10 protein-coding genes and 1 tRNA gene are annotated in these 12,847 nt (G+C 69.6%); 6 read left to right on the top strand and 5 right to left on the bottom strand.

Annotated elements, in window-relative coordinates; translation table 11 throughout:
- The first annotated feature begins 17 nt into the window (after positions 1-17).
- Positions 18-971 carry an L-lactate dehydrogenase gene (locus QRN27_RS06810; protein ID WP_285041276.1) on the top strand — a complete coding sequence of 318 codons (954 nt, stop codon included), beginning with the start codon at positions 18-20 and terminating at the stop codon, positions 969-971.
- Positions 972-976: 5 nt separating this feature from the next.
- Positions 977-2,602 carry an L-lactate permease gene (locus tag QRN27_RS06805; protein ID WP_285041275.1) on the top strand — a complete coding sequence of 542 codons (1,626 nt, stop codon included), beginning with the start codon at positions 977-979 and terminating at the stop codon, positions 2,600-2,602.
- Positions 2,603-2,675: 73 nt separating this feature from the next.
- Here QRN27_RS06805 and QRN27_RS06800 read toward each other — a convergent pair whose 3' ends face one another.
- On the bottom strand, positions 2,676-3,059 hold the full coding sequence (locus QRN27_RS06800) for a thiol-disulfide oxidoreductase DCC family protein (protein ID WP_285041274.1): 384 nt from the start codon (positions 3,057-3,059) through the stop codon (positions 2,676-2,678).
- 105 nt (positions 3,060-3,164) lie between these two features.
- Between QRN27_RS06800 and QRN27_RS06795 the strand changes: the two genes are divergently transcribed.
- Positions 3,165-3,590, top strand: coding sequence for an SRPBCC family protein (locus tag QRN27_RS06795; protein WP_285041273.1), 426 nt, complete (start codon positions 3,165-3,167; stop codon positions 3,588-3,590).
- Positions 3,591-3,712: 122 nt separating this feature from the next.
- Complete coding sequence (locus QRN27_RS06790; RefSeq protein WP_285041272.1) at positions 3,713-4,741, top strand: hypothetical protein; 1,029 nt, start codon at positions 3,713-3,715, stop codon at positions 4,739-4,741.
- 75 nt (positions 4,742-4,816) lie between these two features.
- On the opposite strand, the gene QRN27_RS06785 is transcribed toward QRN27_RS06790, so the two are convergent.
- Positions 4,817-4,890: transfer RNA gene (locus QRN27_RS06785), tRNA-Gly, on the bottom strand.
- 221 nt (positions 4,891-5,111) lie between these two features.
- Between QRN27_RS06785 and QRN27_RS06780 the strand changes: the two genes are divergently transcribed.
- Positions 5,112-6,215, top strand: coding sequence for an alpha/beta fold hydrolase (locus tag QRN27_RS06780; protein ID WP_285041271.1), 1,104 nt, complete (start codon positions 5,112-5,114; stop codon positions 6,213-6,215).
- Positions 6,216-6,497: 282 nt separating this feature from the next.
- Here the strand turns inward: QRN27_RS06780 and QRN27_RS06775 are convergent, their stop codons facing one another.
- The 3 genes from QRN27_RS06775 to QRN27_RS06765 form a co-directional block, all read right to left on the bottom strand.
- Positions 6,498-7,868, bottom strand: coding sequence for an LLM class flavin-dependent oxidoreductase (locus QRN27_RS06775; RefSeq protein WP_285041270.1), 1,371 nt, complete (start codon positions 7,866-7,868; stop codon positions 6,498-6,500).
- An 83-nt stretch (positions 7,869-7,951) separates the two neighbouring features.
- Complete coding sequence (locus tag QRN27_RS06770; RefSeq protein ID WP_285041406.1) at positions 7,952-9,376, bottom strand: APC family permease; 1,425 nt, start codon at positions 9,374-9,376, stop codon at positions 7,952-7,954.
- A gap of 109 nt (positions 9,377-9,485) precedes the next feature.
- Complete coding sequence (locus tag QRN27_RS06765; RefSeq protein ID WP_285041269.1) at positions 9,486-10,907, bottom strand: HNH endonuclease signature motif containing protein; 1,422 nt, start codon at positions 10,905-10,907, stop codon at positions 9,486-9,488.
- Between the two features lie 34 nt (positions 10,908-10,941).
- On the opposite strand from QRN27_RS06765, the gene QRN27_RS06760 reads away from it, so the two are divergent.
- Complete coding sequence (locus tag QRN27_RS06760) at positions 10,942-12,498, top strand: threonine/serine exporter family protein (RefSeq protein WP_285041268.1); 1,557 nt, start codon at positions 10,942-10,944, stop codon at positions 12,496-12,498.
- Positions 12,499-12,847 lie beyond the last annotated feature (349 nt).

Raw genomic sequence — 12,847 nt, 5'->3', positions numbered from 1 at the left:
CAGCGACAGGAATGAACATGGCCACCCGAGAGAACAGCAAACTGACCGTCGTCGGCGCCGGAAGCGTCGGCGCAAGTGTCGCCTACGCGGCCCTGATCCGAGGCTCCGCCAGGCACGTCGCCCTCTACGACATCGCGACGGACAAGGTCGAAGCCGAAGTGCTGGACCTGGCGCACGGCACCCAGTTCGTCGGCGCGAGTGAGATCACCGGCGGCTCGGACCTCGCCGTGGCGGAGGGTTCGCACGTCGTGGTCATCACCGCCGGGGCCAAGCAGCGTCCCGGGCAGTCGCGCACCGAACTCGCCGACGTGAACGCGCGGATCATCGAGGGCATGATGCCCGGCCTGCTCGAGGTCGCGCCCGACGCGGTGTTCATGCTCGTCACCAATCCGTGCGATGTGCTCACCGTCATCGCCGCCGAGGCGTCCGGCCTCCCGCACCATCGGATCTTCTCCTCGGGCACCGTGCTCGACACGTCCCGCCTGAGGTGGAAGCTCGGGCAGCGCGCAGGCGTGTCCACGAGCAGCGTGCACGCCAACATCGTCGGAGAACACGGCGACACCGAGTTCCCGCTCTGGTCGGAGGCGATGATCGGGCCGGTGCCGATCCTCGAATGGCAGACCGACACATGCCCGAGGATGACGGTGGAGGAACTGGACCGGATCGCCATCGACGTGCGCGACGCGGCGTACCGGGTGATCAAGGGCAAGGGTGCCACCAACTACGCGATCGGCCTGTCCAGTGCGCGGATCGTCGAGGCCGTCCTACAGGACGAACGAGCGGTCCTGCCGGTGAGCACCGTGTTGACCGACTTCCACGGGATCGACGGCGTCGCGCTGTCGGTGCCGTCGATCGTGGGCGCCACCGGAGCCGAACCCGTGAGGAACACCCCCTTCTCCGACTCGGAGCTCACGCTGCTCGGACGGTCCGCAGACGCGTTGTCGTCGGTCATCGCCGGACTGGCACGGTGACGACCATGTCACCTCAGGACACCTGGCTCCAAGGCCTCGACCCGCTCGGTGCGCCGTGGCTGTCCGCCCTCGTCGCCGCCGTCCCCATCGTGATCTTCCTGCTCTGCCTCGTCGTCTTCAAGCTGACGGGGCTCCAGGCGGCAGCCGTCGCGCTCGCCGCCGAGCTCGTCGTCGCCATCGGCGTGTTCGGCATGCCCGCGCCCTCGGCCGCGGGTGCCGGACTCCTCGGCGTGCTGAACGCCGTCTGGCCGATCGCGTACATCATCGTCATGTCGGTGTGGTTGTACCGGATGGCGGTCGCAAGCGGGAAGTTCACGGTCATCCGCTCGTCGATCGCGCTGATCTCGCCGGACCAGCGCATCCAGGTGCTCCTCATCAGTCTCTGTTTCGGAGCGTTCCTCGAGGGCGTCGCCGGCTTCGGGGTCCCCATCGCGATCTGCGCGGCCATGCTCGTCCAGCTGGGGTTCCGGCCGGTTCGAGCGGCGATGGTCAGCCTCGTCGCGAACTTCGCGGCGGGCGCATACGGCGCGGTCGGTATCCCCGTCATCGTGGGTGCTCAGGTCGGCGGCGTCGACGTCATGGACCTCTCCCGCGATCTCGCTTTCATCCTGCAGCCGGTGACGTTCTTGATCCCGTTCCTCCTCGTCGTGATCCTGGACGGGTTCCGCGGACTCCGCGAGACCTGGCCTGCGACCCTCGCCGTCAGCGTGGTCTTCAGCGGCAGCCAGGCCGCCGTCCTGCTCTTCTTGGGCCCGGAACTCGCGGCGATCCTGCCGGGGCTCCTCGGCATGCTCACCCTCGCCGCCCTGCGGTTCGTCTGGTCGCCGCGGCGGGTGTTCCGTGAGGACGGCGCGGCGGTCGTCGAGATGGAGCGCGATACGCCTCGCGAGGTCCTTGCGGCGTGGAGCCCGTTCTACGTCCTGACGGTGCTCGTGTTCGTGTGGAGCACCCCGGCGTTCAAGGCCCTGTTCGCACCCGGCGGCGGGTTGGCGTGGTCGGTGGTCGACGTGCCTGTCCCAGGAGTGACGGGAGAGATCACGACCGCGGGAGGGACGGTGGTCCAGACCGTGTGGAGCTGGTCCCCACTCGGAGCCACGGGTACAGCGATCCTCCTCGCGGTGATCATCACCGCCCTGACCACACGGTCGCTGACCGCGGCGGCCGTCTGGGCGGAACTCCGCTCCACCCTCGCGGACCTCTGGCGGGCGTTGATCCTCATCGCCGCGATCCTCGTGCTCGCGCAGATCGCGAACCTCTCGGGCGGTTCTGCCAGCATCGGTACCGCTCTCGCCGGGGCGGGGGCGCTCTTCCCCCTACTGGCGCCCGTCATCGGGTGGGTCGGCGTCTTCCTCACCGGTTCCGTCGTCAACAACAACACCCTGTTCGCCCAGCTCCAGGCGACGACAGCCGGACGCATCGGTGTCGACGCGACGCTCCTCGTGGCGGCGAACACGGCCGGAGGTGCCGCAGCCAAGGTCATCTCCCCGCAGTCGATCGCCATCGCCGCCGGCGCGGTCGGCTTGTCCGGTCGGGAGAGCGAGATCCTGCGCGCGTCGATCGCCTACAGCGTCGGCATCCTCGCCGTGTTGAGCGTCTGGACCTTGGTGCTGTCGTTCGTGGTGGTCGGTTGAGCCGTCGGCTTCCAGTTGGGCATCGGGGCGGCGAGCGGCCGGATCGACACCGGAAGAGCGCTGGGCCGGGTGCCTAGCTCTGCGGCCGGGGCAGCGCGCAGGCGGGCGTGCCGCCGGGGAGGCGATGCCGGTAGCGGGCGATGAGGAAGTAGCCGACTCGCGCCGCCCACGAGAACGGCGGTGTCAGCAGCAGGTTGCCGAAGAACCGCCAGCCGAACGCCGGCTGCATGCGCAACAGCGCCGCGAAGGCGGCGTGCCCTCGGTGCCGCTGCCCGCCTGACAGGAACCAGGCCGCGGTCGTGACATCGCTGTTCGTGAGGCCGACCTCGTCCAGGTCGAGCCACTGCCACGGCTGTGCCTCCGGGAAGACGGCCAACACGTTCTTGAGTCGCTCCACCCAGGTGGTGCAGAAGGCGCAGTCGCCGTCGTACACGAGCAGTGCGCGGTTCAGGTCCATGACTGTCGATCCTAGATCGCAGGCCGGTGTTCGGCGAGAGATGCTGCGCAGGGTCCCAGGCTCGGATGCTGCTGATCCCGCCCTCCGGGTCGATACCGTGGGGAGATGCTTCGCGATTCGGTGACGGTGGAAATGCGGACTGACGCGCCCCTTCCCACCGTCTGGCGATTCCTGACGGCCGAGCGAGACGCGTGGTGGCCGGACATGCGATTCGATGCCGCCGTCGGCTCGCCGCTGGTCGAAAGCTGGACCGAAGACGGTGTCCAGGCGACAGCCACAGGCCGGGTGACGCAGTGTGATGCGCCGCATCTTCTCGCGTTCGAATGGGCTGAACCGGGCTGGAACGGGCCGCTCGAGGTCGTCATCCGCCTGGCCGAGGTCGCGTCATCGACGTCGGTCGTGCTGACCGAGACCGGTTTCGCCAGCGCGCACACCCCGCTCTCGTTGCCGGACGAGCATGAGGCGGGCTGGCAGTACCATCTGACGCGATTGCGGCGGGTCAGTGAGGGTGACGACATCGAAACCTCGTGAGGGTGAGTCGGGAGTTCGGAGAGGGTCGCGGCCGGGCGGAGGCCGGTACGGCAGAATGACATACTCCGGCGCCTCGTACACTGCATTGGACCGGGCAACAACTGGGGGACTGGCGAGCGCCGATGATTGACACGTGGGGCGGCGTCCGCGTAGCGGGCTGGTCCGCCAGAAGTCTGCGGAACGTCACGCTTGGAATAGCGTTCTCCACGTTCGTTGAAGTCACTGCCGGACTCTGGATGTACTTCAGTGGCTTGGTCGGTGGAACTATGACGGTCCTCGTTCTCATGTTCATCGGGTATTTCGCCCCGATTCCATTCAAGCGCCGCGAAGCCGAGGAGCTGAGCGCGGGTTACACCACGCTGTCCGTCGTGCATCCAGATGTACCGCAACGTGATCCCCGGACCGGGGCGATCATTCGTCTGCCAGGCGAAGCCGCGTTGACGCGGAAGCTGTGGCGCGAACGCGTCGCAGCCGCGCGAGAGGGTCGCGTCCTCGGCGCTCGAGCGATCGGGGACCGGGAGCATGAGGGGACGCCGGTGCTGTTCACCGTACGCTTCCTCCGCATCATGACCGTTGCTGTCGTGGTCACGAGTGGCGTAGCGATCGTGATCTCCCTCGCGGTGACGTTCGCGGGCGCTTCTGTCGACGCGATCATCGCGTTCGTCGCGTTCCTGCTTGCCGTCGGGGCCGTATTCGTACTTCTCCTCTTCTTCGTCATGCGGAGCTATCGGAGACGAGCGGCGCTCTTGCGCGAGTTCTTGAGAACCCGTCGACGATCCGGCGACCACGCGCAACTCGTGATTGGTGGAGACGAACTCGCGACCGCGTTGCGTGTCCTCGACGCAGACGGAGCGCGTCGGCTGCGGCGGTCCATGATCACGGTTGCATTCGTCATGTCGGCCGACACGTTGTCGTTCTGGGGTGTGACGCCGAATGGTCCTGAAGTCATCGCCTCGTTCCGGGCCGCGGAGATCGAGTCGGTCGGTGCCCCCGACGCGGAAGCGGTCCGTATCGCAGTGAGAAACACGGCCGGTTTCGCGTTCATCAACATCGTGCCGGCCGTCGAGTCGAGCTCTGGAGCCGAGGTAGCTGGAGGGAGCGCGCTTCGGGCGCTCTCGAATGCGCTGGCCACGCTGAATCACGACGTGTAGAGCGGTGTGCCGCGTCAAGTGGATATCGCAGTGTGGCGTCCGGCAATGAACCGCACGTTCATTCTCACCAGGAAATGGAGCGGATGACGGGAATCGAACCCGCGCTATCAGCTTGGGAAGCTGAAGTTCTACCATTGAACTACATCCGCGTGGCGCCGGAGCGTCCTCAGTAATCGTACATGAACCGGCGGGCCCCCGTTCGGCCCCGAGCTTGTCGGAGGGTGGAGCCTGCTCGTGTGCCCTTCGACAAGCTCAGGGACCGGGGGCACACGGCGACCGGGGAGAGGCTCGGCCGGGTCGCAGCCGGCGACGGCGCACGAAGCTAGGCTGGTTGATCGTTCCCCGAACGGAACTCGAGCGAGGAGGCGACGTGCAGCGCACCGCGGGTATCGTCCTGGCAGGCCTCACGACCGCGGTCGTCGCAGGATTCGGGGTGGCGAGCGCCATGGTCGCCCGCCGCGTCATCGCCGCAGGTCGGGTCCACTACAGCGAGGTGCTGCCGAGCTCGTCTCCGATCACCGTACGCCTCGATCGGAACGCGGCCACCGGCCTGCCAGGTCGCTACGGGCTCGAGTTCGACGACGGCTCCCGGGTCATCGTCGGCCCGGTCCTCGGTCGCGAAACGGCAGACGGTTCCGTCATGCGAAGCGTGATCGCCGGCCGGGTTCCCGCCGGAGCGACCCGGACGCGGTTCACCGGCGCAGCCGTGACGCCCTCCGACCTCGGGGTGGACGAGGCACACCTGACGACCACCCCGTCCGGTGCCTGGCGGTTCGACGGTGATAGTGGCACCGGCGGCGACAGTGCAGCGCGCAGCGGGACCTGGGTCGTCCACACCCACGGACTCGGGGCGTCACCGCTCGCCACCCTCCGCTCCGTGCAAGCCGTGCAGCGCACGGGCGTCCCCTCGCTCGTCACCAATCTCGGGTCAGCGTTCACCGAGCGACGCTCCGGCGCCGATGCCGCAGACGTCGCCCGTGTCGTCGCCGCCATCGACGACGCCGTGGCACTCGGCGCCCGACGGGTCATCGTCTGCGGCTGGTCCTACGGCGCCGCCCTGAGCCTCGCCGCAGCCAGGCTCCGCCCCGAGGTGGTGCGCGGCGCGATCCTCATTTCACCGATGCTCAGCCTCCGCGAGACGGTGCGGCACGCCGCCGCGGTCGCAGGGGTGCCGAGAATCCTCGTGTGGTCGGCGCTCGGGCTGCTCGGGTCGTCGGTCCTCGCCCGAGCCGCCGGCGTTCGCGGCGCGGTTCCGGTCCGCGAGCTGTCCGCCGGGCTCATTCCGGGACTGCCGACGCTCGCGATCCACTCGCCCGGCGACACGACGATCCCCGTGGAACTCACTCGGGCGGTCGTTTCCGGTTCGCCGTCGTTCGAGCTCGTCGAAGTCGCCGCTGCACCCCACGGGTTGGAATGGAACGTCGACCCCGAGGCGTTCGACGCCGCCGTGCGGGAGTGGCTCGACGCGCGCTGATCGGGCGACCCTCGGTCCCTGAGCTTGCCGACGGCCGGGGTGCATCCGTGGGCCCTTCGACAGGCTCAGGGACCGGGGTGGTTGGTGAGCGGGATCGGCTTGGGTGGGTGCGTGGTGCCTTTCGACAGGCTCAGGGACCGGGGTGGTTGGTGAGCGGGATCGGCTTGGGTGGTTGCGTGGTGCCTTTCGACAGGCTCAGGGACCGAGGGTGGTTGGTTCGGGGGGTCGGCGTGCGTGGTTGCGTGTGCCCTTCGACAGGCTCAGGGACCGGGGGAGCAGAACCTACGTCGCGTAGCGGTAGCGGGCACCCGTGTGCTCCTCGGGGAGTCGGTCCCCACGACCGTGGAGCTTGTGCCGCAGGCTGCCCTCGACGTACTCCTCCGGGTAGGCACCACGGCGACGGAGCTCGGGGATCACGAACTCGACGATGTCCTCGAAGGTGCCCGGCGTGATCGCGTACGCGAGGTTGAAGCCATCGACGTCGGTCTCCTCCACCCACTCCTGCAGGGTGTCGGCGATCTCCGACGCACTCCCGACGATCCGCGGGCCGAGACCACCGATCGCCCCCATGCGCGCGATGTCCTTCACCTTGAACTCGCCGCCCTCCTCGTTCGCCGCCTGGTAGTTGGCGACCGCCGACTGGATGGCGTTGCTCTCGACGTTGCCGATCGGCTCCTCAGGGTCGTACTGCGACAGGTCGATGCCCATCCACCCCGACATGAACACGAGCGCACCCTCCTGCGACGCATACTGCAGGTAGTCCTCGTGCTTCGCCTGCGCCTTCTCGCTCGTCTCGTCGGTGATGATCGTGAGGAGGGTGTAGATCTTCGCGGAGTACCGGTCGCGACCGGCAGCCTCCAGGGCGTCGCGGATCCGGCCGACGGTCGCCTTCAGGCCAGCCTTCGTGGACGCACCGACGAAGATCGCCTCCGCGTTGCCCGCCGCGAACTGGATGCCACGCGGCGAGGCGCCCGCTTGGTAGATCACCGGCGTGCGCTGGGTCGACGGCTCCGACAGGTGGATGCCTGGCACGGTGTAGTGCTTGCCGAAGTGGCCGATCTCGTGCACCTTCGTCGGGTCGGTGAACACGCCCGTCTCGCGGTCGCGCACGACGGCGTCGTCCTCCCACGAGCCCTCCCACAGTTTGTAGAGGACCTCGAGGTACTCGTCGGCGACGTCGTACCGTTCGTCGTGCTCGAGTTGGTCGTCGTGCCCCATGTTGCGTGCCGCGCTCGGCAGGTACCCGGTGACGACGTTCCATCCCACGCGACCCTTGGTCAGGTGGTCGAGCGTCGACATGCGCCGGGCGAACGGGTACGGGTGCTCGTAGGCGGTGCCCGCCGTGACTCCGAAGCCGAGGTGCTTCGTCACCGCGGCCATCGCCGAGACGAGCAGGATCGGGTCGTTCACCGGCACCTGCGCGCCATTGCGGATCGCGGCCTCGTTGCTGTCGCCGTACACGTCGTAGGTGCCGAGGACGTCCGCGATGAAGATGCCGTCGAAGTTCCCGCGCTCCAGCAACTGGGCCAGATCGGTCCAGTAGGAGAGGTCCTTGTAGGTGCTCGACCGGTCGTCGGGGTGACGCCACATGCCCGAGGCCTGGTGGGCGACGCAGTTCATGTCGAAGGCGTTGAAGCGGATCTGACGAGTCATGAGGACGATCCTGCATCACCCGTCCCGGACGCCGCCTGGCAATCCGGGTTCCCCGTAACAGGGCGTCATCTGGGCTGCGTGCACTACTGCTGAGCGGGTTCCTCCGCCGCGAGTGCTTCGGCGTACTCCGCGTCGCTCAGCGCACCGACCGTGGAGTGCCGACGGCCGTACGCGAGGTACAGCGCCGCCCCGGCGAGCATCCACACGAGGAAGACGAGCCAGGTCGTGCCGCCGAGCGACACCATCAGCCCCAGGCACATCACGATGCCGAGCGCCGGGACGACCGGGAAGAGGGGGACCGAGTAACTGCGGTCGAGGTCGGGACGCAGGCGACGCAGCAGGATGACCGACAGGTTCACGAGCGCGAACGCGAACAGGGTGCCGATGCTGGTGGCGTCCGCGAGTTCACCGAGGGGGATGAGCGCGGCGACCACGGCGACGACCGCGCCGACGATGACCGTTCCGGCGACGGGCGTACCGCTGCGGCGACCCACCCGGGAGAACACCCGAGGCACCATGCCGTCCTGCGCCATGCGGTACAGGATGCGGGTCTGGCCGTAGTAGACGGTGAGGACGACGCTCGCGATCGCGATGACGGCGCCGATCGAGAAGAAGAGCGCGACGATCGGTTGCCCGGTGATCTCGGTGAGGATGCCGACGAACGCGGACTCGTCGTCGGCGAACTCGGTCCACGGGCGGGCTCCGATCGCGGCGATGGCGACGAGGATGTAGACGGCCGTCACGATCACCATCGACAGGATGATCGCGCGCGGCAGGTCGCGGCGCGGGTTCGTCGCCTCGTCGCCCGCGGTCGATGCCGCGTCGAAGCCGATGTAGGAGAAGAACAGGCGGCTGGACGCTGCGGCGATTCCGGCGACCCCCATGGGTGCGAGCGGTTCGAAGTTGCCGAGGGAGAACGCCGAGAACGCGATGACGACGAACACGAGCAGGACGGCGAGCTTCACGAACACCATGACCGTGTTCGCCCACGCGCTGTCCTTCGCGCCACGGACGAGCAGCAGCATGGCCAGCAGCACGAGGGCCGCAGCCGGCAGATTGATCAGGCCGTCGGAGACGCCGATCGGGTTCGCGAGTGCGGGCGGGAGGCCGAGGCCGAACACCGCGAGCGCCTCGTTCACGTACTGGCCGGCCCCGACGGCGACGGCAGCGACGGAGACCCCGTACTCGAGCACGAGACACCACCCGCACACCCAGGCGACGCCTTCGCCCATCGTCGCGTAGGCGTAGGAGTAGCTGGACCCGGAGACGGGCACCGAGCCGGCCATCTCGGCGTAGGACAGTGCCGACAGCAGCGCCGCGAGCCCGGCGACGGCGAAGGCGATCCACACGGCCGGGCCGGCGAGCGGGACGGCGGTGCCGAGCACGACGAAGATGCCGGTGCCGAGCGTGGCACCGACGCTGATCATCGTGAGCTGCCACACCCCGAGCGAGCGGCGGAGGGACCCGCCGGACTCCGTCGGATCCGTACCGAGGCGGACGAGCGGCATGCGCCGGCGCAGCTGCGCAAGGAGCGGGAGTCGGCGATCAGTCACGGGTACCCATGGTAGACGCGGGTGGCGGGGGCGCTCGCCGCGGGTGGCCGACGGATGCCCGTGTCTATCCCGTCTCGGCGAGCTCCGGTCTGGTCTCGTGTCGCCGGCCGTCGGGTGTCGTCCAGGTGAGGACGCCGCCTGGATGGTGCTCGAGGTTCCACCCCGGCAGGTGTTTCAGCCAGTGATGGTGTCGGCAGAGACAGGCGAGGTTGTCGATCGCCGTGCTGCCGCCGTCCTGCCAGGCGACCGAGTGGTCGAGGTCGCAGCTCCGGGCGGCTCGTCCGCAGCCCGGTGCCCGACACGTGGTGTCTCGCAGACGGACTGCGCGGGCGAAGTCTGCCGGCACCCGGTACTGGCCGCGTCCGACGGACAACACGGCTCCCGTCTCCGGCTGGGTGAGGATGCGGGTCATCGAGGGGGCCGTGACGGCGAGGCGGGCGGCGGTGTCGGGGTCGATCGGGCCGTACCCGTCGAGCTCGCCCGGTTCGTCGGTGACGCCGAGGGCTGACAGTGCCGGAACGGTCATCTGCACGGTGGCCCGGATGCGGGCCTCGATGCCGACCGGCTCGGCGAGCAAAGGGTCGGCCCCGGCGGCGGCCGCCTCCTCGGCGATCCTGGCGGCGTCGTCGAGCGGCGCGGAACCGGGGAGCCACGTGAACGTCCCGGTCGTCTCCGGGTCGACGGGGATGGGGCCGGCGTCGTCCTGCACCGTGCCGGCGACGGCGAGCGAGGCGAACGCGTCGGCGCGCAGCTGCGCGAGCGCGCGGGTGTCGCCGGCGACCCGCGCCGGGACCGCGACGGCGTCGAGCCGGTTCCTGATCGCGTGCGCCAGCGGGGCCGTGGTGAAGAGGTGCACCCAGGCCATGCCGTCGGCAGCAGCCTCGAGCTCGACACGGCGGTCGGTGATCGAGCGTGCGCGCCGAGCGGTGAACGACTCGGGATGCAGCCGCTCGCGAACGACCCGCGCGCGCTGCCGGAGGCGAGCGGCCGTGGACCGGGTGGCGACGGGCAGCACCTGCTCGAGGAACACCGAGCGGCCCTCCGCCGGGACGTCGCGGAGTTGGTCGGTGATGGCTCGGGCGTGACCGCCGCTGATGGTGCCCTGCGCCAGCGCCTCGAGCACGGTCGGTGCGTCGTGGACGAGCGCTTCGGCGTCGCCGACCCGCGCCTGCAGCGTCGGCTCGGACATCCTCGTGGCGATCGCGAGCGACGCGCACATCGATCGTCGGGCGAGGTCGCGGGCGTCGGTCGAGGTGGTGCCCGAGGAGACCAGGGCGGACGCTGTCGCGTCGGCGTAGGAGAAGGCCTCGGCGAGGAGGCGCGCCTCCTCGGCGTCGAGCGCCGCGCGGCGTCGGGCGAGGCCGACGAAGCGGTCGGTGAACGACGCGATCCGGTCGGCGAAGACGTCGCTCGGGTGCGCCTGCTGCGCGGGCACCCCCTGCGCTCCGGGTGCCTCGGGCCCCTGGATCGCGTCGTTCTCGGTCATGGATCCAGTCCACCACGGACCACTGACATTCGAGATGACCAGTTCCTTCCGGATGCCCGAAGGCCTCGCACAGACGACCGCCGAATGCCAGAGTGACAGCGCCGTCACCCGTGACTCGTACGATGAGCGAGTGGGTATGCGTTCGCTGTTGAGTCAGCTGGCCGGGGGAGTCCGAGGAGCGGCGCCGGACGGCGTCGACGAGCAGGCGGTCGTCCGCCTCAATGCGGAACGGCCCGTGCGGGAAGTGCTCGAGTTGGCCGGTCGGATCGGCGAATCCATGCTGGCGTTGGGCGCTGCAGCGGCCGAGGTCACCGACGCCATCCGCCGGGTCTGCCGGGCGTTCGACCTCGAGTGCCAGGTCGACCTCACGTTCACCTCGATCCTCATCGCGCACGACGGGTCCGAGCTGTCGCCGGGCGTCACCGTGCTCCGCGTGGTGCGCTCGCCCTCCGCCGACTTCGACCGCCTCGCCAAGGTCGTCGTGGTCGCCGAGGGCATCACCAACCGATCCGAACCGATCATGACGGTCACCGACGTCGCCCCCGACGAGGAGTCCGACGTCCGCGACGAACTGCACGCCCGCCTGGGCGCCGCCCACCGCGACCTCGACCGCATCCTCACCGCACGCCGCACCTACCGGCGAGGCTTCGTCACCGTGCTCCTGTCGACGATGGCAGCGGCCGTCGCCGTCCTCCTCGGGGGAGGGGTGGTCTCGATGCTGCTCGCCGCCGCCACCACCGCGCTCATCGACAGCTCGTTCCGCGCCTTGAACGTCTGGAAGCTGCCGGTCTTCTTCCTCCAACTCACCGGGGCGGCCATCGCCACGACCGTCGCCGTCCTCATCTCGATCCTCAGCCCCTACGTACCGGACGACCTCTCGGCCCTGCCGCCCGCCCTCATCGTCGCGTCGGGCATCGTCGTCCTCCTCGCCGGCGCGTCGCTCGTCGGGGCGGCCGACGACGCGATCAACGGGTTCCCGGTCACCGCGAGCGGACGGCTCGTCGAGGTGATGCTCCTGACCATCGGGATCGTGGTCGGCATCGGTGGCGTCCTCGACCTCGCCCGACGCCTCGGCATCTCCCTCGTGCTGTTCGACCTCCCCGTCAGCCCCTGGCCCGTCGCCGTGCAGATCGTCGGCGCGGCGGTGGCCTCGGCCGCGTGGGCGATGGCCTCGCAGGCGGCCGTCCGCGCGGCGTTCTTCGCCGGGATCACCGGCGCGATCGCGTTCTCCGTCTTCGTGTTCGTCTCCGGCAGCGGCGTCGCCCCCGCAGCGGCCAGTGCGCTCGCCGCGCTCATCATCGGCTTCGCCGCGGAGGCGCTCGGCCCGCGGCTGCGGATCCCGGCGATCATCCTCACCATCTGCGGGATCGTCCCGCTGCTGCCCGGGCTCGCGATCTACCGCGGCATGCTCGCGCTCGTGAACGGCGAGCAGGGTTCCGAAGGGGTCGAGCAGCTGCTGCAGGCGGGACTCACCGGCCTCGCGCTCGCCGCCGGCGTCACGCTCGGTGAAATCCTCGCCCGCCGCACTGGCGTCTCGGGCCGCGTGCTGCTGCCCGGGTACATCCGGCGTTCCAAGCGGCATCCGCGCTGAGCGGGGGAGGGTGCGGGGGGCGCGGGGCTGCCCTTCGACAGGCTCAGGGACCGGGGGTCGGGGAGACGGGTGGCTCACTGACGGAGGGTGGTGCCCTTCGACAGGCTCAGGGACCGGGGTGGTCGGGGAGACGGGTGGCTCACTGACCGAGGGTGCTGCCCTTCGACAAGCTCAGGGACCGAGGGCGGCTCGGGGGCCGAGGGTGCCTCAGGGACCCGGGTGGTTGAGGGGCCAAGGGTGGCTCACTGGCCGAGGGTGGTGCCCTTCGACAGGCTCAGGGACCGAGGGTGGTTCGGGGAGAGGGGTGGCTCGTTGACCGAGGGTGGTGCCCTTCGGCAGGCTCAGGGAC

The organism is Plantibacter sp. LMC-P-059a (assembly GCF_030209505.1).
Taxonomy (GTDB): Bacteria; Actinomycetota; Actinomycetes; order Actinomycetales; family Microbacteriaceae; genus Plantibacter.
This window is presented reverse-complemented; position numbering and strand designations above follow the sequence as displayed.